Source organism: Limnospira platensis NIES-39 (assembly GCF_026000695.1).
GTDB lineage: Bacteria > Cyanobacteriota > Cyanobacteriia > Cyanobacteriales > Microcoleaceae > Limnospira > Limnospira platensis.
This window is the reverse complement of record NZ_AP026945.1, coordinates 1,230,020-1,255,918: the sequence shown is the minus strand read 5'-3', so window position 1 is coordinate 1,255,918 and position 25,899 is coordinate 1,230,020. Positions and strand designations below refer to the sequence as shown.

General features: G+C 41.7%; 15 protein-coding genes. 4 read left to right on the top strand and 11 right to left on the bottom strand.

The genetic code is table 11. The features are described from left to right. Positions 1 to 93: 93 nt before the first annotated feature. From N39L_RS06350 to N39L_RS06340, 3 genes are all read right to left on the bottom strand, one after another. Positions 94 to 1,008, bottom strand: coding sequence for an Rpn family recombination-promoting nuclease/putative transposase (locus tag N39L_RS06350; RefSeq protein WP_014274649.1), 915 nt, complete (start codon positions 1,006 to 1,008; stop codon positions 94 to 96). 151 nt (positions 1,009 to 1,159) lie between these two features. Beyond that, the gene (locus N39L_RS06345) at positions 1,160 to 2,014 is read right to left on the bottom strand and encodes an Rpn family recombination-promoting nuclease/putative transposase (protein ID WP_014274648.1); all 855 of its coding nucleotides are present in this window, start codon (positions 2,012 to 2,014) and stop codon (positions 1,160 to 1,162) included. Between the two features lie 19 nt (positions 2,015 to 2,033). Then, positions 2,034 to 2,765, bottom strand: a complete 732-nt coding sequence (locus N39L_RS06340) for a lysophospholipid acyltransferase family protein (protein WP_014274647.1) — start codon at positions 2,763 to 2,765, stop codon at positions 2,034 to 2,036. Between N39L_RS06340 and N39L_RS06335 the strand changes: the two genes are divergently transcribed. Beyond that, entirely contained in the window at positions 2,725 to 3,612 is an 888-nt protein-coding gene (locus tag N39L_RS06335) for a pentapeptide repeat-containing protein (RefSeq protein WP_231852105.1), read from the top strand. The two genes, N39L_RS06340 and N39L_RS06335, sit on opposite strands and share 41 nt — an antisense overlap. Positions 3,613 to 3,688: 76 nt before the next feature. On the opposite strand, the gene N39L_RS06330 is transcribed toward N39L_RS06335, so the two are convergent. The 8 genes from N39L_RS06330 to N39L_RS06295 all read right to left on the bottom strand — a co-directional run bounded on the left by N39L_RS06330 (position 3,689) and on the right by N39L_RS06295 (position 21,503). After that, positions 3,689 to 5,785 (bottom strand): M3 family metallopeptidase, encoded by a 2,097-nt coding sequence (locus tag N39L_RS06330; protein WP_006619302.1) that lies wholly within the window; start codon positions 5,783 to 5,785, stop codon positions 3,689 to 3,691. Between the two features lie 216 nt (positions 5,786 to 6,001). Further along, on the bottom strand, positions 6,002 to 8,062 hold the full coding sequence (gene recJ, locus N39L_RS06325; RefSeq protein ID WP_014274645.1) for a single-stranded-DNA-specific exonuclease RecJ: 2,061 nt from the start codon (positions 8,060 to 8,062) through the stop codon (positions 6,002 to 6,004). An 81-nt stretch (positions 8,063 to 8,143) separates the two neighbouring features. Beyond that, positions 8,144 to 9,385 carry an MFS transporter gene (locus tag N39L_RS06320; RefSeq protein WP_410223098.1) on the bottom strand — a complete coding sequence of 414 codons (1,242 nt, stop codon included), beginning with the start codon at positions 9,383 to 9,385 and terminating at the stop codon, positions 8,144 to 8,146. Positions 9,386 to 9,477: 92 nt separating this feature from the next. Further along, complete coding sequence (locus N39L_RS06315; RefSeq protein WP_014274644.1) at positions 9,478 to 12,681, bottom strand: PAS domain-containing protein; 3,204 nt, start codon at positions 12,679 to 12,681, stop codon at positions 9,478 to 9,480. Positions 12,682 to 12,734: 53 nt separating this feature from the next. Next, positions 12,735 to 18,575: an AAA family ATPase gene (locus tag N39L_RS06310; RefSeq protein WP_014274643.1), complete on the bottom strand. Its 5,841-nt coding sequence runs from the start codon at positions 18,573 to 18,575 to the stop codon at positions 12,735 to 12,737. Between the two features lie 276 nt (positions 18,576 to 18,851). Beyond that, positions 18,852 to 19,799 (bottom strand): glycosyltransferase family 2 protein, encoded by a 948-nt coding sequence (locus tag N39L_RS06305; protein WP_006619297.1) that lies wholly within the window; start codon positions 19,797 to 19,799, stop codon positions 18,852 to 18,854. Between the two features lie 381 nt (positions 19,800 to 20,180). After that, the gene (locus N39L_RS06300) at positions 20,181 to 20,423 is read right to left on the bottom strand and encodes a hypothetical protein (RefSeq protein WP_126277470.1); all 243 of its coding nucleotides are present in this window, start codon (positions 20,421 to 20,423) and stop codon (positions 20,181 to 20,183) included. Between the two features lie 75 nt (positions 20,424 to 20,498). After that, positions 20,499 to 21,503, bottom strand: a complete 1,005-nt coding sequence (locus N39L_RS06295; protein WP_006619296.1) for an Npun_R2821/Npun_R2822 family protein — start codon at positions 21,501 to 21,503, stop codon at positions 20,499 to 20,501. An 83-nt stretch (positions 21,504 to 21,586) separates the two neighbouring features. On the opposite strand from N39L_RS06295, the gene N39L_RS06290 reads away from it, so the two are divergent. The 3 genes from N39L_RS06290 (at position 21,587) to chlG (ending at position 25,826) form a co-directional block, all read left to right on the top strand. Continuing rightward, positions 21,587 to 22,801 carry a glycosyltransferase family 4 protein gene (locus N39L_RS06290; protein ID WP_014274641.1) on the top strand — a complete coding sequence of 405 codons (1,215 nt, stop codon included), beginning with the start codon at positions 21,587 to 21,589 and terminating at the stop codon, positions 22,799 to 22,801. 38 nt (positions 22,802 to 22,839) lie between these two features. Further along, positions 22,840 to 24,606 carry a hypothetical protein gene (locus tag N39L_RS06285; RefSeq protein WP_014274640.1) on the top strand — a complete coding sequence of 589 codons (1,767 nt, stop codon included), beginning with the start codon at positions 22,840 to 22,842 and terminating at the stop codon, positions 24,604 to 24,606. Positions 24,607 to 24,833: 227 nt separating this feature from the next. After that, a complete protein-coding gene (gene chlG, locus N39L_RS06280; RefSeq protein ID WP_006619293.1) occupies positions 24,834 to 25,826 on the top strand; it encodes a chlorophyll synthase ChlG in 993 nt (330 codons plus the stop codon). Positions 25,827 to 25,899: the final 73 nt, after the last annotated feature.

The following is a 25,899-nucleotide window of genomic DNA, read 5'->3' as shown; positions in this document are numbered from 1 at the left end:
GAGTATTTTTCAAGCCTGTTCTAAATTAGCTGTAATCCTGATCATGTTGGGGTAATTAGTAAATTACCCCCAGGTGGAAATTCCCGTTGATATTTATTCGGGCTGATGGCTTTGTAGCCATTCCAGCAAATCATCTATCTCCGAAAAGTCTAGTAATGCTTCTCCTAACTCCTCTAATGCGGGTAATGGTAACTGATTGATTTGACCAATGACCGTTTCTGGTAAACTGCCTAATCTCCTATTTAGCAGCCGTAAAATTAGGGCTTTTTCTCCTTCAGTCACCCCCTGTTGTAATCCCTGTTGTAATCCCTGTTGTAATCCCTGTTGTAATCCTTGTTGTAATCCTTGTTGTAATCCTTGTTGTAATCCTCGTTCAAGGGCTTCTTCCCAAATGTCTTGATAAATTACTGATTCTTGCATAATTTCTTGCCTCAATAATCGTTTAATCAACACTTTGTCTAATACCAAACCTGCCAGAATCGCTGTCGATGCTGCCACGTTATTTTGGGTTCTCCGGTCAGCGATCGCATTAATTTGTTCAGCTACCCGCTCTAATAACCTTTGGCGATCGCCCGTTTGAGCTAGTATCGCAAAAGGTAATAATCCCGGCACATTTATAAACGTATCTACAGATTCTTCCCAGAGTCTAATTACCTGAAATTTATGGCGAGTTTGAGCTATTTCTAGCTGGGTTTTGTAGACTAAATCCGAGGAACTTTCCCTTAAATAAATCACCACTTGCCGCATTTGGCACTCCGGGAAACGACGATAGACCCGCACCCAATAATCCAACATCCGAAACGGAATAGTTGGGTCCGGTTGCGTCTGAAATTCCAGATGAAGGATGACTCCCTCTGATTTCAGCAAGATGAGACTATCAGCCCGAATTGGTTCTAGGGAAAGTTCCGACGGGCTGAGTTCAGTTAGGGGAATCGGTTCTCCCAATAACCACTGGGCTAAATCCGCCGGAAACGTCTCAGCTAGGAACTTGCAAACATTGTCGAACATATTAGCATTATATCCCAATCTACGGGCGGTTGTGGGGAGTCTGTAAGGAGTCAGAAAAGAGTATTTTTCAAGCCTGTTCTAAATTAGCTGTAATCCTGATCATGTTGGGGTAATTAGTAAATTACCCCCAGGTGGAAATTCCCGTTGATATTTATTCGGGCTGATGGCTTTGTAGCCATTCCAGCAAATCATCTATCTCCGAAAAGTCTAGTAATGCTTCTCCTAACTCCTCTAATGCGGGTAATGGTAACTGATTGATTTGACCAATGACCGTTTCTGGTAAACTGCCTAATCTCCTATTTAGCAGCCGTAAAATTAGGGCTTTTTCTCCTTCAGTCACCCCCTGTTGTAATCCCTGTTGTAATCCTCGTTCAAGGGCTTCTTCCCAAATGTCTTGATAAATTACTGATTCTTGCATAATTTCTTGCCTCAATAATCGTTTAATCAACACTTTGTCTAATACCAAACCTGCCAGAATCGCTGTCGATGCTGCCACGTTATTTTGGGTTCTCCGGTCAGCGATCGCATTAATTTTTTCAGCCACCCGCTCTAATAACTTTTGGCGATCGCCCGTTTGAGCTAGTATCGCAAAAGGTAATAATCCCGGCACATTTATAAACGTATCTACAGATTCTTCCCAGAGTCTAATTACCTGAAATTTATGACGAGTTTGAGCTATTTCTAGCTGGGTTTGGTAGACTAAATCCGAGGAACTTTCCCTTAAATAAATCACCACTTGCCGCATTTGGCACTCTGGGAAACGACGATAGACCCGCACCCAATAATCCAACATCCGAAACGGAATAGTTGGGTCCGGTTGCGTCTGAAATTCCAGATGAAGGATGACTCCCTCTGATTTCAGCAAGATCAGACTATCAGCCCGAATTGGTTCTAGGGAAAGTTCCGACGGGCTGAGTTCAGTTAGGGGAATCGGTTCTCCCAATAACCACTGGGCTAAATCCGCCGGAAACGTCTCAGCTAGGAACTTACAAACATTGTCGAACATATTAGCATTATATCCCAATCTACGGGCGGTTGTGGCTAGTCTGTAGGGAGTCAGAAAAAAGTATTTTTAAAGCCTGTTCTAAATTAGCTGTAATCCTTTTGGTGGCTGTTTTTTTTGATTCACCATCTTCTGTGTAAACCCAAATGGGATCGCCAATTTTTACCTTAACTCGCGTTCCTTTAGAAATGGGAGGTTGTCGATCATAACCAATGGCGATGGGAATAATTGGTAACTTACAATTGGGTTGATTAGCGATCGCTTGTAGTGCAATTCTGGCTACACCTGATTTAATCGGGTGAATTTGATTATCTTGAAAAATATGTCCCTCTGGAAACAGCACCAACATTTCCTGATTTTGGAGAAGTTCGACACTATATCTAATGCTGGCGGTTCCTGGATTTTCGCGATTAACGGGAAATCCTCCCAACTTTTTGACAAACCACCCCTGGAGTCCTTGGGTTTGCTCCGATAAAACCATCGATCGCAAATCTCGCCCTGTAACTGACCTTCCCGCAACGTAGCCTAGGACGAGGGGGTCCCATCGCGAACGGTGGGTGGGGGCTAAAATTACTGGTCCTTCGGCTGGAATATGCTCTTGACCCTCTACTTCAATTTTTTGGAAATATAGAGGCATGAAAATTCGACCCATGATCAAGTAAGTTAGAGGGGTTAACCAGGGGGAAACTTGGGATTCAAAGGAGTTAGAAGAGTTGGAACTAGGGGATATTTGCTTTGACACTTGGTTTGACATTAGTATAGGCACCTGCAATTTAGCTTTCCTTAATCATAACCCTCCTGGGTGGATTAATAATTATGATAATTCTGGCGATCGCACTTCCGGTTATGTTATACACATAAACGTTATCATAGAATGTAATGATCTATTTAATTTAAGGATAATGAAACTGCGAAAATTGGCAATATCAATTCTACTCTGTATTGCACTGACCTGGGGATTGATGACCCCCGTCAATGCTGCCAATTTATCTGATCGCGATCGCTTACTTAAACAGAATGTCTGTGTCTCATTCTTGTGGAAAGTGTGTGATCTACAGGGTGCTGATCTCCAAGAACTTGATCTGACTGGTGCTAACCTAACTAGGGCCAATTTACAAGGAGCCAATTTACAAAATGCTATATTACAGAGAGCGCGACTAGGTGGAGCCAAATTACAGGGGGCTAATTTACAGGGAGCCAAACTTTTTGAAGCCGACCTCAATCATGCTAATTTAATGAGTGCTAATCTCAGTAACTCCGAACTATTAAAAGCTAATTTAACCTTAGCTGATTTACAGGGAGCTAATTTAACCAGTGCTAATTTAATCGAAGCCACACTCTGGGGAGCCAACCTAATTAGTGCTGATTTACAGCAGGCTAGTTTACAAAGTGCCAACTTAGAATATGCTAATTTAGCTGATAGTAATTTGAGGGAAGCTGACCTGCATAGTTTCTATTTCCGAGAATTTCAAAAACCTACTAATCTCAGTCACGCTAACTTAGAAGGGGCTAATTTAGTTAATGCTAATTTACGGGGTGTTCTTTTAGAAGGTACAATTATGCCAGATGGTTCGATTCCCGATGAAAATACAGCCCTATAAATATTGTAGTTGTCCATTTTTTGGGGGTGCGTCATAGGTATCTGACGCACCAATTTTCCGGGAGACTAAGCTGATTTTAACTAGCGGTAACTAACCCCGAATGAATCAGTAATGGTTTGGTACTAGGTTCTCGTCCTCGGAAAGATTTAAAGACTTCCATAGGGTGCAAACTTCCGCCCAGAGCTAATACCGTATTGCGGAATTTTTCCCCAATAGAAACCACGGCGGAATCATTATCTAATCCAGCTTCCTCAAAGGCGGCAAAAGCGTCGGCGCTGAGAACTTCAGCCCATTTGTAGCTGTAATATCCGGCGGCATATCCTCCGGCAAAAATATGACCGAAACTACATAAAAATGCGTCTTCGGGAAGAGGTGGTAAAACCGTGGTTTGAGCCGCAATGCGTTGACGTACATCATTGACAGTTTCTTTACCACCGGGTTGGTAACGGTGGTGTAATTCCAAATCTACAGAGGAAAAATGAATTTGTCGTAACATGGCTGTACCACTCATATAATTGCGAGAGGCGAGTATTTTTTGGTAATAATGTTCTGGGAGAGTTTCCCCGTTTTCGTAATGTTTAGCCATCCCAAATAATGTAGAGCGATCATAACACCAGTTTTCCATAAATTGGCTGGGTAATTCCACTGCATCCCACTCTACATTATTAATACCGGATGCACCGGGATAATCAACGGTGGTCAGCATATGTTGTAAACCATGACCAAATTCATGGAATAGGGTTTCTACCTCGGAGAAGGTCATTAAACTGGGTTTTCCGTCTACAGGGGGGGTCTGATTACATTGTAAATAGGCGACGGGAAGGCGAATTTTAGTGATGCCATCTTCGATGATTTTGGCGCGGTTAATGCAGTCAGCCATCCAAGCGCCGCCTCGTTTTTCGGCGGGACGACTGTAGGGGTCTAGGTAAAAATAGGCGATCGCATTTTCCTGGTTATCAGCTACTTGAAAATAGCGGACATCAGGATGCCAAATTTGGGCTAAACCATCAGCGGGTGTAATGGTAATATTAAAGATACGCCGCACCAGTCCAAACAAGCCATCCAGAACTTGATTGAGGGGAAAATAGGGGCGCAGTTCTTCATCTGTATAGGCAAATTTTTCTGACCTTTGGCGTTCTGACCAAAAGCTAATATCCCAATGTTTCAGGTCGGCTGTTTCTCCTTGGGATTTAGCATAGGCTTTAAGGTCTTCAAATTCCTGAACTCCTGCATCATAGCTAACTGTTCGCAATTCTTCTAAGAGTTCTTCAACGGCGGCGACATCGGGAGCCATTTTACTAGCTAAACTCAGTTCTGCATAACTGGAAAAACCTAGAATTTCTGACTTTTCTTTACGCAGTTCTAAAATCCGTTCAATTAAGGGAAAATTGTTAAGTTCTCCCTCGGATGCGCGACTGATATAAGCGCGATATACGGTTTCGCGTAAATCTCGGCGGGTGCTATATTTAAGAAACGGCCCAAAACTAGGAAAGTCTAGGGTAATTCGCCAGGGTCCGTTTTCTGGGGTGGCGTTTTCTTCTCCGGCTTCTCTGGCGGCTTGGGCGGCGAGACTGAGTAAGCTGGGGGGTAAACCGTCTATTTCTTCTGGGGTGGTTAGGGTGAGGCTAAAGGCTTTGGTTGCGTCAATAACTTGGTTAGAAAATTGGGTGGAAAGTTCGGCTAATTCTAGTTCAATAGCGTTAAAGCGATCGCATATTTCTCCGGTTAATCCTACCCCAGATAATTCAGCATCCCTAATAGTGGCTTCTACAATCCGTTTTTGGGCGGGTTCTAGGGAATCCCAATCGGGTGATTCTGCTAAGGCTTTAAATGCCTTGTATAGGGGTTGGCTTTGGTTCAGGCGGTTGATAAATTGAACCACTTGGGGCTGTACTGTTTGATGGGCTTCTCGCAGTTCTGGGCTATTTTTAACACCCATCAGATGATTAATTATACCCCAACTCCAGACCAGACGTTCTTGGAGTTCCTGGAGAGGTTCCACTAATCCTGACCAGGTGGGTTCGGGGTTTTCTTCTAGTTGACTAAGGGTGGTTTCTAGTTCCTCTAAAAGTTGGGTGATTCCTGGGACTACATGATCTGTGGTAATATCTGCAAAGGGGGGAAGTCCTTTTCCGATTAAAAGCGGGTTTTGGGTCATAGTGTTATGATTCATCAATTTACATCAATGCTATCGCTACTTTTGGTATAGCATAATAATCTAATCTCTGCTTGAATAGTTATCAATTATCTCCTCAAAGCGCGAATTAATGGACAATGGACAATCGATAATGAATTATCTGGTCGGGTGGGGCGGGTTTAGTAATGTTATTTGTGGGAAATTTAATTGACAGTGGAACCCGCCCCTACAAGGGTCTTTGATTTCAGGTGGTTAATTATTAAAAAATGGTAATTTAACATCCAGGGCGGCTTGGGCGGCTTCGATTAATTTCATGAAAAAGGGGTGCGAAATATCAACAGTTTTGGCTTGTGAGCGACTAATTCCTAATAACCCGGTTTTTTGTCCAGTTTGAATAGCTAGAACCTCTCCCTTTTGGTTGCGAATTCTTAATTCCCAGTTGTCTCCAATAGGAGTTATATTACACTTGTAAGTGCGATCGCAATAATTAAATTCAGCCAGGCGGCGATTTAGAGGAACCGGGTTTTCCGGAAGTCTCACCCCCACAATTTCCAACTCGATCGCCGTTTGATTATTCCAGGTATTTTTCCGTAATTTATAAGCAAAATCCAGGGGGGAAGGGAGGGGAAAATAATCAGCCCACCGCCAGGCGATCGCAGATATAGTAGGTAAAACAGCCATAGTTATTTCCGGTGGCAAATCTTGAGATAAAGTTAGTTTAATATGACTTTTCCCCACTATTTTTTGATGAAGAACTCGCAGCTTAGGAGTCCAAAAAACCGGCTCACTATTTTCAATCCCACAGGGTTGTATTTTATCAATTTGGTCATATAATTTATAGTTAATATCCATCAAATTTATGCGAACATCAACATTAACTAAAGGTCGAAGATGTTCCACTTGCAGACATTGATGAGCAAATTCACTCAAGCGCTGTTTAAACTTAGGCAAATTAGCCGCCGGTAAAGAAAAGCCACCAGCCGCTTTATGTCCGCCAAATTTACCGAGGATATCTTGACAAAATTGCAGTGCTTCAAACACATGAAATTCCGGAATACCGCGCGCCGACCCCCGCAGATTTTCCTCATCTTCATAAGTACAAATAAACACCGGAACTCCGTAGCGTTCCACCAGTCGGGAAGCCACAATTCCAATAACTCCATGATGCCAATTTTTTTGACAGGGAACTAAAACCCGTTCTTGTTCAAGATTAATATTACTATTTTCATACCAATCAATAGCTTCCTGTTCAATATCAGCACAAAGTTCTTTGCGTAGTAGGTTAGTTTCTTCGCACTCTTTCGCCTGTTCTAATGCAGTTCCCATGTGGTCAGTAGTTAAAAGTTCAATCACCACCTGGGGATTCCCAATGCGTCCGATCGCATTAATCCGAGGTCCGAGGCGAAAGCCGATATCTTCTGGTTTCATCGGAGTAGTAGAATTGTTTAAATTCGGCTGTTGGTTAGCCAATCCTGCTATTTGAATTAATGCTTGCACTCCCGGAATTTTAGACTGCGGCAAAATTTTCAAACCCCGTTTTATCCAACGGCGATTTACTCCATTTAAAGGAGCCATATCAGCGATAGTTCCTAGGGTAAATAGTTCCAATAACTGCCAGCGCAAACTGTCCACTTCTCCTCGGAGTTTAGCTAAGGATAGGGCTAATATATAAGCTACACCAACTCCAGCCAAGCCATAATATGGGGAAATTTTTGGCAGTAATTTGGGATTGAGAATAGCATCAGCGTTAGGGAGTTTGGGGGGAAGATCATGGTGGTCTGTGATAATCACAGTTAGCCCCAATTCTTTCGCCCTAGCCACCGGACCGACGGCAGAAATACCATTATCCACAGTGATAATTATGGAGATACCCTGCTCGTGAAATTCCTCGACAATGCGATTATTAATACCATAGCCTTCTTGCATCCGACTAGGAATTGCTGATGTAATATCTGCGCCTAATTGAGAAAGGGCTCTAATTAATAAGGCTGTACTCGTCATCCCATCAGCATCATAGTCCCCACAGATGGCAATTTTTTGTTGATTTTCAATGGCATTTTGCAGCAATTGGAGGGTTTTGGGTAAGTCAGGGAACTCCTCCATAGGTTCCGGGAGAGTTTGGGATTGGGGGTTAAGGAAGGCTTCGGCTTGTTCTGTGGTTTCGATTCCCCGGTTGATCAGGATTTGGGCAATAATAGGGTGAACCCCGGTAGTTTCAGATAGACTCTGGGCAATTTCGGGGCGTTCTGGGAAAATATGCCAGCGCTGTTTTGGTAGTAGTGCTTCTGTGGTGATGGTAGGTTGGTCTTCCACGGTGACTCAAATTGCCAATGTTTTTATCCTTGATGGTAATGATTATACCAGGGGTTCGGTGTTGAGAAAGTCAGTTAAAGCTCAGTTAATAGCATAACTATCTTTACCACGACCAAGGGCAAATCGGAAAGATTCGCGCGGGTTGCGACTAGACTGGGTGATAAATAATAGTAGGGCTAGGGTGGCTAAACCTGTGTTGATGGTGAATAGGTTACGATATCCTACAGCGTCGGCGATGGAACCGAAAATAGGTCCAGCTAGGGCTAATCCTAAATCAAATCCCCCTAAACAAATTGAGAAAAATTGGCCTCTTTCCTGGGGTAAACAGCGATCGGCGATTAGGGTTAACATCATTGGAATGGTAATTCCTGCGGCTGCGCCTTCAAATAAACCAGCCAGCAAAACATCAAAATTGTTATTGGCGATAGTTAGGATGGCCATGGAAACTAGATAACATATCAGACCTGTGGTGATAAAAATACCGCGACCATAGCGGTCGGAGGCGCGACCCATGGGTAGACGGACGGCAAAACTGGCGATCGCTTTCATCGTATAAAATAGCCCGGGATTGAGACTTAGCCCAGCATCTTGGATATATAGCGGGATAAAAGTTACTAAAGTGCCGAAAATTAGCCCCACCATCAACAAAACTAGGGCTGGGATTTTTAATGCCGGACTTCCCAGGCGCTTGAGATAATTAGCTATGGGTGATCCCTTCGCTTCCGACTGGTCGCTAAGTTCTGGGTTCCTTGAGGCTTCTAATACCTGAGAAATTGCCAAAAGTGATAATAGCCCAAAAACAGTACCACTGATAAACAGAGGACCATAACCCATTCCCGCCTGGATAAAACCGCCTAAAGCTGGACCAATAGCCATACCAATGGGGGCTACCAGACTCATATAACCAACTATTTCGCCGCGACGGTTTTCTGGGGCTAAATCTGTGACTAGGGCTGTGTAGCCAATGGTAAAGGCTGCTATGCTGATGCCATGAAAAGCCCTTAATAAAGCCATTAAGGCCATAGAATCAGTGAATAGATAGCCAAGGGGTGCTACGGTCGCGACTATTGTCCCGATGAGCAAGACTAGCTTTCTGCCTCGTTTATCTGCTAGGGGACCGAGGACGATGCGGGAGGGTAGCAGTCCTAGGGCAAAAGCCCCCATAACTAAGCCTATTTGTTGCTTAGTCCCCCCCAGATAGGCAATATACAGGGGGAGGGTGGGTAGCAATGTAGTTATGGCAGACCAGAAGCATAGACCCGCTATAAACAGCATCAGGAGGCTGCGTCGCTGTCGGGTTTTAATCATAAATAAGATATTCAAGGTAAAACTCCATAAGCAATGGTGATTAGTATAGGGTCTTGACTGCGGGATTGAGGAGAATTAAGGGGATCTGGGATTTGTCAGAGGCTATCTCAACTCAGGGGTAGCTTAATCATAAATTCGCTTCCTTCCCCCAACACTGAGGTAAAATTTAACTCGCCCCGGTGATTTTGGGTGATAATCTGATAGCTGGTGGGTAATCCCATGCCTGTGCCTTGACCAATGGGTTTGGTGGTAAAAAATGGGTTAAAAATTTTGCCTTGAACTTCTGGACTCATACCGATGCCATTATCTTTAATGGAAATTAATATAGCCAGTAAATCTAAAGATGTAGTAATGGTTATTTTACCAGCATAATCGGGGTCTGTTTGATAATTTTGTCGCTCCTCAATAGCCTGTATAGCATTGGCTAATAAATTCATAAATACCTGATTTAATAAGCCAATATAACATTCATAATGTGGTAAATAACCATAATCTTTAATCACTTCTATGGGGGTATTTCCGGCTCTCCCATTTAACCGATTTTGTAAGATAATTAGGGTGCTTTCTAAATTTTCATGAAGGTCTACTGCTTTTAATTCAGCTTCGTCTAAGCGGGAGAAGGTTCGCAGGGATTTGACAATATCACGAATTCGCTCGGCTCCGGTTTTCATGGAATTAATGATTTTGGGTAAATCTTCTTTAATAAAATCTAAATCAATGTCTTGGATAAAATCGTTAATATGGGTGGGATTTTCTGGATAAGATTGTTGATATAATTGGAGTAGGGATAATAAATCATCGGTATATTGACAGGTGTGGGTTAAGTTGCCATAAATAAAACTAACTGGGTTGTTGATTTCATGGGCAACCCCGGCAACTAATTGACCCAAACTTGACATTTTTTCTGATTGAATTAACTGGATTTGGGTATTTTGAAGTTCTCGATAAGCACGTTGAATTTCTTGGCTTTTGGCTTCGGATTCTTGATAAAGTTGGGCTTGTTGAATAGCGATCGCCACTTGATTAGCAATGTTTTTTAATAGGTCAATCTCATCGTCTTGCCAAGGTTCATCTCCCTGGCTACGACCTAATTCAAAAGCGCCAATTTTGCTGGCTGTATGAATGGGTAAGGCTAAATAAAGTGTAATCCCCATACCCTGACAAAAATCCACTTCTTCTTTATCTTCTGATTTTCTAATATCCAAACTATAGAATTCTTCCTTGATGATCATTTCAAATAGCCGGGGAAAATTTGTTAATTGATAATGACCAATCCAACTGGGAAATTCCGGCTTTTTCTGCTCATTTACTACTTCCCAGATGGTGGAATCAGAATGATTGTTATACCAACCAAAGCTACAAATATCTACTTTCAGTTCCGCAAAAATTGCATTAACTGCATTTTGTAAAATTGTGTCTAAGTTGAGGGAATTGCGAATTTCTGTGCTAATATGATTTAACAGTTGAGTGCGGGTGAGCAGAGAACGTAAGGCTTCTTCTGTTTGGCGATCGCTTATATCTATGACAATGCCAAACATCCGCACCAGTTGACCATCTCTAAACTCTAATTCAATGCGACTATTAATATAGCGAATTTCTCCATTAGGACGGATAATACGCGCATCAAAGTTTTGAGGAATACCTTGGTTAGCTTCCGCAACTCTCTCTAAAAAGAAGTCACGATCTTCGGGGTGATAAAGTTGGAGATTTTGCTCAAAATTTGGCTCTCCTTGGTCGGGGTCTAAGCCAAAAATGTGAAAAACTTCTTCCGACCAACTAATTTTTGGGGTGGTAATATCAAAAGACCAGTAACCTAAATGGGCAACTTCTTGGGCTTTTTTTAATTGTTGACTAAGTTCGGAAAGGGTGATTTCATTGGCTTTGCGTTCGGTAATGACTTCTGTATACATCAATAAGCCACCAATGTTCCCATTCCGATCAATCCAAGGACGAATTTCCCAACATACCCAGTCTGAACCTCCATCATCACGCATCCATAAATCGGCTTCGGATTTCTCGGTTACTCCTGTTAAACAACGGCTATGAATATCTTTCCAATTTTGAGGAACATCGGGGAAAATTTCATAGTGCGATCGCCCAATAATTTCTTGATTTTCTAAGCCATATTGTTGATACCAGGCCTTGTTAGCGACTAGGTATCGCATCTGAGTATCAAACATGGCGATCGCAGCGGGGGTCACATCACATAGAGTTCGCCAAATTCCCTCGCTCTCACGCAATTTATTTTCAGCTTCTTTGCGATCTGAAATATCATAATTAATGCCAATAAACCTGATGGGTTTTCCTTGCTGATCCCACTCTACCACTTTCCCCCTGGCAAAATTCCATTTATAGGAACCATCTTGGCAGCGCAGGCGATGTTCATTTTCATAAATTGGTATTTTACCTCGGATGTGTTTTCTTATTTGTTCATGAACTAACTCTATATCCTCTGGATGTACACGACTTTCCCATGATTCTAAGGAATCATTAATTTCATCATCTTGGTAGCCTAATATGGTTTTCCAACGACTATCAAAATATACTTGTTGGGTTTGTAGGTTCCATTCCCAAGTAGCGATATTCGCAGATTCTAAAGCTAATTGTAATCGTTCGCGTTCAGCTTGATTGGCTAATTCCTGACGAGCGATCGCTCGACTGAGAAGCATTCCGGCTAAAGATGCGATCGCTACCGATAATAGCAGGCTATTGGTAGCAATATAATTGCGAAAATTTTGGGATTGTGCTAACTCTAATTCCGCCAGTTGTAGCTGTTCTTGAGTACGATTAGTTACATCAGTTAGCTGGTCGGGGAATCCGATAAAATCAGCAAATTCTGGGCTTTGGATAAGTTCTATTAACTCTTGCTGTGCTGCTTGTATTTGGTTATCTGCAAAATTCAATCGTTCTACTGCTATAGAAAATTTGTTTAATCTTTCAGCAAAAATAGCTACGGTTTCCTGATATTCAGAAAATAGTAATTCCAGTTCAGGCGTTTTGGTATCCTGAGCAAGTTTTTCATATTCTATTAGCAAATTCCTAATTTCATCTAACCTTTGGATAAAGGCATTAATAGCTTCCCGAAATCCCTCTGGATCTGGCAGATAGGGAGACAGTTGTTTACCAGGTCGGTTGTACAATATCTTAACTTGCAAGTGGTTCAGAAGTGCGTATTGTTGAACCACAGCATCCCGGTTGATTATAGCCTTTTTTTGATAGTAATGACCCACCATTAAACCGATAGTAGTTCCGGTGATAGCAATGGATAGGGTAGCGATATAGGTGGCGGCGATTTTTTGCTTTAATTTCATCGAAAAATATCTGGGATATAGGACAATTGGCAATCATCAACCATCTGAAACAATTAACAAGGAATAGAAATCACAAATTCTGTACCTTCACCTACAGTCGAATTTACTTCCAGCATCCCAGAGTGTTTATCAACTACAATTTGTCTAGCGATCGCCAATCCCAAACCAGTACCTTTACCAACATTTTTGGTAGTAAATAAATGCTCAAATATTTTAACTTTCACAGCATCACTAATACCTACCCCATTATCTTGAATCCGAATTCTTGCATAGTTTCCGTCACCTGATAACTCAGTTTTCACCAAAATTTGATTATTAATTTCCCCATAATCTCGCCCTTTATTTGATTCATCTAAAGCATCAATAGCATTACTCAAAATATTCATAAATACCTGATTTAACTGTCCAGCATAACATTTAATATTTGGCAGATTACCATATTCCTTAATTACTTGAATTTCTGGGCGCATCTGGTTGGCTTTTAAGCGATGCTTCAGAATCATCAATGTACTATCAATGCCATCGTGAATATTGCAAGCAACAGGGCGATCGGTATCCGCACGGGAGAAAGTTCTTAAACTCACACTTAGGTCTTGAATGCGTCCCACTGCCTCCCGCATTGCTCTAATTAATTTCGGCAAATCTTCTCGGATATAATCCAGTTCTATCGTTTCCATTTCATCTGTAATGTCCTCATCGGGATCTGGATATTTTTGTTGGTATAAATCAATCAAACCTAACAAATCTTTAATATAATTAATCACGGGGGGAATATTGCACTTAATACAACCCACTGGATTGTTAATTTCGTGGGCAACACCTGCCACCAAATTTCCTAAAGCTGACATTTTTTCATTCTGCACTAGTTGCAGTTGCATAGTTTGTAGTTCCTGTAAAGTTTGCTCTAACTGCTGAGATTTTTCACGCAGTTTATTTTCAGCACGTCTGCGCGCATCAATATCAGTGCAAGTGCCAATCCATTCTTTAACACTGCCATCTTCTGCCAAAATAGGGACTCCTTGAACAGCAAAATAACGGTAAATACCATCAGCGCCACGAATGCGGTATTCGGTCTTATATAAACTCTTAGTTTCCACCGCTTTTTGCCACACTTTAGTAGTGTGAGGGAGATCATCAGGGTGCAAAGCGTTCAGCCATCCCCTTCCCTTGACTTCTTCCAGGGTTTGTCCAGTATATGCAATCCAGTGAACTGTATCTAGGTTTTCTCCTTCAGGACTAGCCAGCCAGATAATTTGAGATGTAGCAGTGGCTAAATAACGATAACGCGCTTCACTTAATTCTAGTTTTTCTACATATTGTTTCAGTTGATGATTATAATTCTGTGATTCCTCATAAAGTCGCCCGTTTTCCAGAGAAATAGCAGCTTGAGAACAGAGAAATTTGAGTAACTCAACGCGATCGCTCGTAAAGGCTCCCACAGTTAAATTATTTTCCAAATACAAAATTCCCATCAACTTACCTTGATTGAGAATGGGGATACAGATAACACTTTTAGGATGGTTATTTTGGATATAGGTATCCGCATAAAACCTGGAATTTATTCTGGCATCTACCAGGACTAAAGGCTTGCCAGTACGTTTGACATTATTAACTACACTAATCGGCAAATCTTGACTAGATTCTAGGGGTATTGATGGCAATATTCTAGGTGGATTTCCTGGTTCTAATATGGCAACCACATTAAATTTATTATCTTGTTTCAGCAGCAATACACACTTATTAGCACCAGCATTATTAATGACTATTTTTAACAAATTAGTAATCAGTTTATCTAATTCAATTTCACTAGAAATAGCTTGAGATGATTGCAGCAAAGTTGCTAAATCTAAGATTTCGGAAATGCTACTAGAAGTATTGGTGGAAGTCATCATACCCCTGGCAATAGTTTCCTTGAATAAATTAGTAGCACGAGGTCGTTGTAAAATCGGGTTCAGCAGTTTAGGATAGCGTTTTTCTAAATCGGCAATTTTAGCTTTTGCACCCCATTTAGCATAACCATAATAGGCATCTTGCATATACCCAGCGGCAACTTTAGCTTTACCCCAATTTAGGTAAAATTTAGTCGCTAGTTCATTAGCTAAGGCTTCTTCTTGGATATACTTGTTCTCTTTGGCTCCGGTAATAGCGCGATCGTATAAATCAATAGCCTCTGCTTTGTCTCCGAATAATCGACATTTTTCAGCCGCTAACAAATCAACTTTATGCTGATGATTTGTGGGGGAAGACTCTGCCCATTCAGATAATTTTTCCTGATGAATTTTGACCATATCCAGACTATGCTGTTGGTCAATTTTTGAATTTGTGGAACATAAAGCCAAATAGGTTAAACCAGCATAGAAATGGAAAACCGGAATATAAATTGTCCCCCCTACTGCCATCAAATATTGGTCAGCTTGAGAAATATATTCCTCAGCATTATGATATTCACCAAACAGATAAGCAAGAATCAATTTATAAATATATACCACAGCCAGAGCCGTTAATTCATTATCATGATGATGCTTAGGAATCATCACTATTTCATTGTAGTCGTTCCCCTTCAATAAATCGGGTGAATCGACAATTTCCCTAAAATTATACACCATCTGCTTTTTAATCTTCAGGTAGGTCAGGGGAGAATCTTGTTTGGCTTTCTCTAAAACTACACAGTAATTATCAATTTCTGGTTCCCAATCATCTAGCCGCACTCCCGCGAAGAAATTATCATAAAAGTAGTTAAATATATTATAACCAGCATAGAGAATTTGACCAGTTTCTATGGCTGACATATAACCATCTTTGAGGGTGGGAATGGCGGATCTTAATGGTTCTTGACGATGCTGAAGAAAAGTACCAAATAGCAGTAAGGTGAGGGCTTTTAATTTTCGGACATTAAACTTATCCAGTAATATTAAGGCTACTCGCCCAAATTGATAACCTTTTTTTACCTCTCCTAAAAATGCGGAAAGTACCATACCATAAATTGCATAACCAATGGTTGATATAGGTGCATTACCAAACCTCAGAGATAGATTAACCATAGTGAACCCCAGCAAGGGTAGTATAGTAGGATTTCCTAAGAAAATGGGAGCAAACAAAATTCCTAAGAGTTCCATAGCCGCCAAGGTTTCTGGATCTTCCATAACTGGCAAGTTCACTAAATCCTCAATTTTTTTACCTTCTAGTTGCTGAGAAATAGTTGCTAATGTTTTCGCGGTTAAGGCTTCATCAGGTTGGGATGAAAACTCAACTCCTAGTTCTTTAAGTGCATTGTCCGCTACAGCGATCGCTTCTAACATCCGACTCTGAGCCGTTAGTGCATTGATTTTAATCTCGTAAATTTTAACCTTATCAAGGATATATTTAGCAGATTTTAGCACTATAGTTGACAGCTTTTCCATCCTCTCAAAATCAGCATTTAAGTAGGCGACTTCGGTAGCAGAAACATAAATATTTAAAGTTAATTTATACTGACTTTGCCAACAGTCAGCAGCCAGTAACTCTAGTCCTGTTTCGACAAAATTTCTCGCAGCCACATAAGCTGTAGAATTTCTGGCTTTTTTTGCTGCTGATAAGTTGATTTGAGCTAAGGTTTCCCGTTCTTTGGTATCGGTTATTAAACCATGACCTAAATTCAAATGACCGACAATATCAAACAATTTTTCTTCTGCTTCTGTCGGTGATAAATTGTGCTGTAGTAATTGTCCGATTTGCAGATGAGTGGCTTGTTTTTGGTCGTCATGAATTAAAGAATAACTAGCTTGTTGAATGCGATCGTGCAAAAATCTATAGGTAGGATTAGCTGCACTATTCAAAACTTCTTGATCTTCGGATTCAGCCAAAAATTTATAAACTTTAGTAGTCGGAATGATTAAACCTTCTTGTAGTGCTTTCCATAAAGCTACAGCCGTTACATTGGTTGGCTTCTGACTAACAATTGCTAAAGTATTGAAATCAAAATCTGCCCCAATACAGGCGGCTAACTTTAAAATATCTTGAGTATCTTTAGGCAATTTCTGTAATTGTAATGCCATGAACTCTACCACATCATCAGTGAGAGTTAAGGCTTGCACTTTAGCAATATCATATTGCCATCCTCCTTGACTGACTTCCGGTTTAAATGGTGACTTGGATGGCTCAAATACAATTAAATTTTCATCATGTAAAGCCTTGAGTAATTGGGTAGCAAAGAAAGGATTACCATGGGTTTTTTGATAAACCAACTTAGCTAAGGATTTAGCTATAGATAATTGACAATTCAGGGTATCTGCTACTAACTGATTGATATCTAATTCTGGCAGAGGTGACAAGGTAATTGTATTAACTGTAGCTCCAGTTTGGATGATCTCATTAACTGTTAAAATAAACGGATGTACTGGTGAAACTTCATGATCTCGATAGGCTCCTAAGATTAACAAATATCCTTGAGTCTCTTGCATTAGCATCTTGAGTAGGTTTAATGATGCTGAATCTGACCATTGCCAATCATCTAAAAATATCACCAGGGGATGCTCTTTGTTAGTGAAAACTTGCAGGAATTTGTGAAACAGTAGATTAAAGCGATTTTGAGCAGCATTACCTGATAATTCTAGGGCGGGTGGTTGCGGACCAATGATATGTTCTAACTCAGGGATAACATCAATCAAAACTTGACCATTGTCTCCCACTGCTTCCAAAATATGGGTTTTCCAGGTTTGGATTTTAGAATCAGATTCTGATAAAATTTGACCCATTAAATCCCGGAATGCTTGCACAAAGGCAGCCAAAGGTATATGACGATTAAATTGGTCATATTTACCTTTAATAAAATAACCTCTTTGTCTGACTATGGGTTTATGAACTTCGTTGATAACGGCAGTTTTACCAATTCCTGAAAAACCCGCCACTAGCATCATTTCGGTTTGATTCATATTGACTCTATCAAAGGCGGCTAATAGTTGCTGGACTTCCGCTTCTCGACCATAGAGTTTTTCGGGAATCATAAAGCGATCGCTTATGTCTTGTTGTGCGATCGCAAAGCTCTCAATATTACCTGTTTCTTGTAATTGATGTAAACATTGCTCTAAATCATATTTAATTCCCAAGGCACTCTGATAGCGATCTTCCGCATTTTTCGCCATCAGTTTACTAACAATTTCTGAGATAACTATAGGAATATTTGGGTTGATTTCGTGAATTGGTCGGGGTTGTTTGGCAAGATGACAATGTACTAACTCCATCACATCTGACGATTTAAACGGCAGTTTTCCGGTCAGCAATTCATAGCAGGTAACTCCCAGGGAATAGAAATCGCTTCGATAATCTATCCCTCGATTCATGCGACCTGTTTGTTCTGGAGAAATATAGGATAATGTCCCCTCTAAAACATTGGGATTTTCAACTTCTGGCGCTTCCCAAGGTAGTAATGAAGAAATACTAAAATCAATTAATTTAACTTGTTTAGTATCTGGATTAATTAGAATATTAGCCGGTTTAATATCTTTGTGGATTACTCGATTTTGGTAAAGATAATTTAGAGTTTCCGCAATTTGAATAGCAATTTTCAGAACATCCTCCAAATTAAAATAGTGATATTTACTATGTTTATTTTGCGATGTTTCTAAATATTGGGATAGGGAAACTCCACCACCATCTTCCATAATTAAAGCATAGCTATTACCATATACCTCTAAATTTAAGGGTTTAACAATACTGGGAAAGTCGAGATTTTTGCCAATAGTATATTGATGGCGAAATTGGACAAGTTCGTTAAAATTAGGGTATTCGTGTCGTAAAATTTTGATAACTACAGGTTGCTGATCACTACTACGAATACCTCTATAAACTAGGGTGCGACTCCCTGTATATAACTCTTCTGTGATTTGATAACCGGGTAAGTTGGCAATAATATTCATAACCTAACCTGAATGTCTCTACTGTTTCTCTAGTTGTATGGTTGTATCAATAGTGAAATAGTGAAAATGGCGATCTATATCTATGCTGCTACTAAAAAAAGCGTGAAGCCACCTAACTGCATGGCAGGGTACTGACTTACGCGCTAGGTTCTCAGCTCGATTTTGGCGAGCCGTAATACTTTAATTATAACCATAGCATCTCCTATAGCTGTTGGGTTTAGGCTGGTGGTGTAAATTAACCAAAACCAATCACAGCCTAAACTCCTAGGGACGATTTTAGCTTTTAGCCCGTCGTAGAAGGGTAAAGATTTGTTTCCGTAAAGGTTGAGGAAGCACAGAAATAGCCAACCCTGTCCAGGCTTTGGGGAGTGATGCTGATTGTCCGGCTACAATTAAGGCTCGTCCGGCTTGCGTTTCGCCTGTTTCTACCAGTCGCAACCCCAATAAAAGTTGAGATTCAGATAGGCGCGATCGCCTAATTTTTTCCAGCTTTTCTGATGTAAATTGGAAATTTTCTAAATAGGTTATTTGATCTCGTAAATAAGGAATAGCCCGGTTTAACCCTTGTTGTTCAGCATGAACCCGATACTCCATCAACCTTTGGGGAAGATAATATCCCTGCTTTCCGGCTAAGGCGAGACGCACTAATAAATCATTATCTTCGCAGTTTTGAATATTTGGGCGCATATACCCCACATCAATTAAGGCTTGGCGACGACAGAGGGTAGCTCCTATTTGAAAACTTTGCTGAATAAATACTACTTCTAACAGATTTTTAACTATACCTTCTGGGAGTTCGCTGCGTCCCCATTTGACCGAGTTAATATCTGTGGCGGCTTGGTCTCGGTTATTGTTAATATCAATTATCCAGTGGTCAGTACCCACCAAATCAACGGTAGGGTTTTGGTCTAAAATTGCACTGGTTTTTTCGAGAAATTCAGGAGTCAGGCGATCGTCATCATCAAATTTAATAAAATAATCCCCCGTAGCTGCATCAAAACCCGATCGCATATTATTACTTTTGCCAATATTTTTCTGATGGCGAATATAGCGCAATCGCGGGTCTTCATAGCGAGACATAATCTCCACCGTCCCATCAGTTGAACCGTCATCACAGACAATTAACTCAAAATCCTGTTCCGTTTGATCCAGAACACTGGCGATGGCGATCTGTAACAGGTGAACCCGGTTATAAGTAGGAATACAAACAGTAATTTTAGCCACAGAATTAGCTTAACTTTCACTCGACATTATCAAGTTTAATATGTCCTCGTCTTTTTCACTAGGGATTGATTAGTTCTAGATCATAAAGACCAAATTCTTGTCGAATTGCCGGGGTTAATTTCCGGTAATCTAATAAACTGGCTTTCAGGTTCAGCAGTCTAACTTTTAGAGACATATTTTTCCGTTTTTCGATATTAACGACATCTTCAGAAGATAGATTTTCACGATTTCCTAAAATATAAATAGACCCAACAAAAGGAAGCGGCTCAAGGTGGGCTCCTTTCGACTCTACAGCCCTCGCAAAATATCTATGACAATAGTAGAAATCATGAATGTCTTGAGGAATTTGATTAGGGGATGTTATGGAATCAGGAATTCTTGCTAACGTGGCTTCTGAGACATCATATAAATCACTTCTAATAATATTATCGGTACAGGTAAACCTAAATCCACTGTCAGATATTGTAAATTAGGATGTTCAAACTTAATATGAGGCTGATATTGACACACTACAATCATCCGAAAATCAGGATGAGTCTGATTGCACATTGACTTAGCAGTTCTTTCAAATAGGAGAGAAAGATTATCCCAAGATTTAGATATCTTACGACTTTTAATCGGCACGACAAAACCCAATATCAACGATTAACCTCTTTCAGATTTTCAACAATCAAAAAATTACCATAATTTACAAATTAACTAAGTGATAGCACGTTTGATTTTTTTCAGGGCTTTATCTTTGAAACGTCCGATTTTAGTAAATAAATCTGGTTCGGCAAAATTACTGGGTTTGGCGTTGGGTTGTTTCAGAAAACGATAATGCAGAAATACATCACGATGGGGAATATTAACATCTTCTCCTTTACTAACTCTGGCAAAATCAGCAGCGGAAAAATTCATGTAGTGGATGCGATGAATAGGTTTTAAGCCTTGCTCATTATACAAAACATTATCCTGGTTAACAAACGGATCAGCGTCGGCACAGTTTCCGGTTCTATCTTGACCGTTGGGACTGAGTGTATAGTTAAAAATAGAGTAGCCTCGCAGTGTTAAATAGCTAAACAAAAAAGCATCTGATATACCATTTATCCACTCAATTTCTCGATTCTGAATTAAACGGTTTTTGAGTTGATTAACCTCTTCTGTAGAAAATAAACCATTTTGAGAAGCAAAAAAACTTGAACAGTGCAACTTAGGTCTAATCTGGGATTCGGTTAACTCCCCTGTCGCCTCAATCCGAGGAATATCAAGAGCCGTTAATCTAGTTTTGGCGTGTTCCCAATCATTAAATACAAAATCATAGGTATCTAGTTTCAGAAATATATCATCTACCGGTTTCATGGCTAAAGTATCAGCATCATAAAAGACAAACTTATCGAAGTCTCCTTGAAAAGCCACCATTTTTATTTGAAAACGTATCCTTGAACTGACGAGTCTAGCATCACTTTTTTCGGATGCTAGGGGATGGTTTAGCCACACTTCTTTAGCAAAATCTTCCCAGCGCTGAATCTCTTGCTGATCTTCATAAATGCTAACATTGGGGCGATCGCCAATTTCCTTTTGCACTTGCTCCATACGGTCATCATAGGGAATAATACAAACAGGTATATCTGGACTAACATTAACCTCTACGCTATTTAAAAAAGCTACCAGTTGATCAAAAACTACATCATTTGCTAAAGTATAAATACCACAAGATGCCATTGAGGTAACTCCTTAATCAGAACTAATTTGAATTAACAATTACCCAGTTAATTACCGAGATTTTCCCATCAACCCAAATGCCGATGAAAATTTTAATGATTTCTTCCACATTCCCCTATCCTCCTACCAAAGGAGGAACCCAAGTCCGTACCTTTAACCTACTCAAATTTTTGAGCCAGACACACCCTATTACTCTTGTAACACAACGCACCCCAGATGTCACTGATGATGACATTGAAGAACTCAGTCAGTGCGTAGATAGGCTCCAGGTATTTCCCAGAAGTGAACCCACAGAAGCAAACTGGGGTATTTTCGGCAAAATCTCTCGATTTGGCCAATTTCTAGTCAGTGGCAGCCCTCCCAATGTTAGATCAATCTACTCGGTTGATATGCAGGAGTGGATTGATCAAGTAGTTGAAGACCAAGGCTGTGATGTCATCACCTGCGAACATAGCATTAATGAGAGTTATGTGCGTCCCCAATGGAAAGACCGCTTAAAAACAGTCGTTAATGTCCACAGTTCAGTTTATGCAACCTGTCGGCAGCAGCTAGAGACCCAAACGGCAGAGAAACCGCTACGCGATCGCCTTAACCTTCCCCTACTTTATCGTTATGAGCAACAATATTGTACTAAATTTTCCTCAATTGTTGCCACCACTCCAGAGGACGGCGAACAGATGCAAAACTTTAACCCCATAGCGAACGTCGAAATCATCCCAAATGGCGTAAACTTTGAGCAGTTTCCCTACCGAACTTTCGACCCAGGTGGACATAAACTCATCTTTGTCGGAGCCATGGACAACATCGCCAACATTGACGCAGCTAGATTTCTCGCCCTAGAGATATTACCCGAGATCCAAAAACGCGCTTCAGATACGACCTTATCTATCGTAGGAGCTAGACCCGTACCAGAAGTGTTAGAACTAGCCTATTGTCCAGGAGTTAATGTAACAGGTCGTGTACCTTCAATGGCAGAATGTTTACATCAAGCGACAGTCTGTGTAATCCCAATGCGAACCGGGTTCGGCATCAAAAACAAAACCCTAGAGACTATGGCTGCCGGAGTTCCCCTGGTGGGGAGCGATCGCGGTTTAGAAGGTTTAGCCGTCGATGGCGAAGGAGTCGAACTGCGGGCTTTACGAGCCAACACAGTTGAGCAATATGTCCAACAGATTGCCAGACTGTTTGAAAACGCTGATCTCAGACAAGAACTTTCTCAAAAAGCGCGATCGCTCATCGAAACTGAATATACTTGGGAACGAGCAGGTCAGCGCTATGAACAAGTCCTCATCGGTTGAAGGTGATCACCATAGAGTAGGGGAGTCAGTGGCAAAATATGAACAATAGACCAATCCGAGCTAATCGACCCATAGACAATAAATCCCAGGGGACTAATCAGAAACGCCAAGCCGGACCGCCCCGCCAGCAGAAACAACCATTACCACAGCAGCCCTCCAAGCAGCCCTTAGCCAAAAAGCCCAAGGTAGCTGGTAGGGGCGAGGGTGTAGGGGCAGGTTCTAGATCCGCCATTGGAAAAACCAGCCAACTAATATCACCCGCCCTAAGCCAGAAAAAACACAAGCCAACTGTCAGCAGCCGTCGGTCTCCAAACCCCCTATCAGTAGCACTAAAAAAGTGGTTAGCCGATAGTTTAGCCTTTAGCCTGCTATTTGGTGGTTCAGCCCTATTCAGCGTCAGCGCTTGGTTTAGTTACCAACTGATTCTCAATCCTGACGTAGGCATTTGGCTCAATCAATTTCTACCCGCAAGTACCCAAATTCCCCTACAACCAAATGATTACCTTTATAGCCTAGAGGAAATCCGAGAAGAACTCAAAGCCCAAGGTCGTTTTTTTGGCGAACCCCTACCCCTTCCTAATCGAGAAGTTTTAGGGGATATGAGCAATAGTGTGACCACAGCCAGGCTAGAGGAAAGGTTATTCGCCCAAAATCCCTATCTCAAACCTTGGCGCTCATTCCTGCTCCCCCATGAATCCCTCGTACAAGCACCCGTAGATCTGTTAATTCCAGTAATGCAGACCCGCGAATCTAGTACAACCACTCCCTGTCCCACAGGTTGTAAAGAAATTGTGGAACTGCGAGTTTATAAATCAGTACAAACGCCCTATCAAGCCGTAGGGACTCCTGAGTTATACCGCCTAGTTTATCAACTACCTGTTAACGGACCAGCAGAGTCTTTTGTACTGGCATCTTTGATTGGAACTCGTGCTAATCAGCAGGGCGGTAATAGACCACTGCCCTTAACTGATATTACCACCTTCAAAAATAAAGTTCCTGAATCAGGGGTATGGTTTAACCTATATGGAAACCGTCTGGTGGGGGATACCCAAGTTCCCTACGGACATATCATTCATTACAACCCCAAACATTATCATCTCAGTTCCATGTTGGAGTGGAAAAGTGCTGCTGGAGAGCATCCTATCTGGGAAAACGTCACCGGGGGACCTTACCCAGAATTGTTAGTTGAACAAACCATGGGACTTGAGCCGCAATTCAGCATTTATCAAGTCCGACCCCGTCGCTTTGTTCCTAACCCCATTGAGTTAGTTAGTATCTCCCTAGATCAAGAAGTTGTTGACCACTATGCCTATAGAAGAGCTATTAGACTAGCTCGCAGCGGTTTGTGGTCTCCGGCTTTAAGTTTGATGGAACCCCTCAAGAAAAATTCCGGTACTGGTGGCGATTATCCCCAAAACTGGCCAGCATTAGCGGAGGCACAACTGCAATTAATTCAGTTCCATGCCAGCATTACAGATGCTCAGGCCACCGCAGCTTGGGCAAGTCCTAGTCAAAAGGTACTCGCCGGACTCATTGATGGTCGTTGGAGTGAAGCCCTAAATGTGGTTCAAAGCTCCAGCCTTAATCAAACCGAACTGTTAAACCTCCTACAAGCTGACGGGGGAAGAATCAAAAACCGCATTCAAGCAGCCCTCCTGGAAAACCCAGAAGAACCTGATTTGCAAGCCTGGGGCGCTCTCATTTTAGTTGCCCAACAAGGAAGATCTGAAGCGATCGCATGGTTAGAAACCCAATCTCAAGCCTCCCCAGACAACAAAACCCGCATTCGCCAATTGTTAGATTAATCCATTGGCTCTGGTATCCGTGCGTCAGAGCAGCCAGATTCTCCCTTTCCCCATATTATTGATGTGTCTGACGCACCCTACGATAATGCGCTAAAATTCTCTTCGGGTTTTTTCGTAATTGTCAATCTGTGCCTTGCCAATCAATCCCGACACTGGTTTATTGGGATAAGGCAAGGCTTATCAAAAACCATTAGCGATAACCTCGAAATAATAGCTAAAAGAATACTATGTCTGATTCCCCAACCCCCGAAACCTCTTCAGAAGCCATCCCCAACTCCGGGTCAAAAACCCGCCAGTTACTAGGGATGAAAGGAGCCGCCCCCGGAGAAACCTCCATCTGGAAAATTCGCCTGCAACTGATGAAACCAATCACCTGGATTCCCCTAATTTGGGGTGTAGTCTGTGGTGCGGCTTCCTCTGGAGGCTATAGCTGGACACTAGAAGATATCCTCAAAGCAGCCGCCTGTATGCTGCTGTCGGGTCCTTTAATGGCAGGGTACACCCAAACCCTCAACGACTTCTACGATCGCGACCTAGATGCCATTAACGAGCCCTATCGCCCCATTCCCTCCGGTGCAATTTCCATCCCCCAAGTCGTATCCCAAATTCTGATTCTCCTAGGTGCGGGTATTGGTCTTGCCTATATCCTGGATATTTGGGCAGGTCATGAATTCCCCATGGTCACAGTTCTCTGTATTGGCGGCGCTTTCGTTTCCTATATCTACTCTGCGCCTCCCCTAAAACTCAAGAAAAACGGCTGGTTAGGCAACTATGCCCTCGGAGCTAGTTATATTGCCCTTCCCTGGTGGGCGGGTCATGCCCTGTTTGGAGAACTCAACCCCACTATTGTCGTACTCACCCTATTCTACAGCTTGGCGGGGCTAGGTATTGCCATTGTCAATGACTTTAAGAGTGTCGAAGGCGATCGCCAACTTGGCTTACAATCCCTCCCCGTTATGTTTGGCGTAACCACCGCCGCCTGGATCTGTGTATTAATGATCGACATTTTTCAAGCCGGAGTTGCCCTATACTTGATCAGCATTCAGCAAAACCTGTATGCCACCATCCTTTTATTACTCGTGATTCCACAAATTACCTTCCAAGATATGTATTTTCTTCGCAATCCCCTCGAAAATGATGTTAAATATCAGGCAAGCGCTCAACCTTTCCTGGTGTTAGGAATGTTAGTCGTGGGTTTAGCCCTAGGTCATGCAGTTTAGGGGGGAGCAATTGGTGCGTCAGATGAACCAGATTTTCCATTTCCCTATATCACTGATTTCTCTGACGCACCCT

What these genes read in the sequence shown, in the direction of transcription:
- N39L_RS06340 (WP_014274647.1), bottom strand. Translation starts at nt 2,765, where the DNA reads ATGTCAAACCAAGTGTCAAAGCAAATATCCCCTAGTTCCAACTCTTCT.
- chlG (WP_006619293.1), top strand. Translation starts at nt 24,834, where the DNA reads ATGTCTGATTCCCCAACCCCCGAAACCTCTTCAGAAGCCATCCCCAAC.
- N39L_RS06330 (WP_006619302.1), bottom strand. Translation starts at nt 5,785, where the DNA reads ATGAATCATAACACTATGACCCAAAACCCGCTTTTAATCGGAAAAGGA.
- N39L_RS06285 (WP_014274640.1), top strand. Translation starts at nt 22,840, where the DNA reads ATGAACAATAGACCAATCCGAGCTAATCGACCCATAGACAATAAATCC.
- N39L_RS06295 (WP_006619296.1), bottom strand. Translation starts at nt 21,503, where the DNA reads ATGGCATCTTGTGGTATTTATACTTTAGCAAATGATGTAGTTTTTGAT.
- N39L_RS06350 (WP_014274649.1), bottom strand. Translation starts at nt 1,008, where the DNA reads ATGTTCGACAATGTTTGCAAGTTCCTAGCTGAGACGTTTCCGGCGGAT.
- N39L_RS06310 (WP_014274643.1), bottom strand. Translation starts at nt 18,575, where the DNA reads ATGAATATTATTGCCAACTTACCCGGTTATCAAATCACAGAAGAGTTA.
- N39L_RS06290 (WP_014274641.1), top strand. Translation starts at nt 21,587, where the DNA reads ATGAAAATTTTAATGATTTCTTCCACATTCCCCTATCCTCCTACCAAA.
- N39L_RS06345 (WP_014274648.1), bottom strand. Translation starts at nt 2,014, where the DNA reads ATGTTCGACAATGTTTGTAAGTTCCTAGCTGAGACGTTTCCGGCGGAT.
- N39L_RS06315 (WP_014274644.1), bottom strand. Translation starts at nt 12,681, where the DNA reads ATGAAATTAAAGCAAAAAATCGCCGCCACCTATATCGCTACCCTATCC.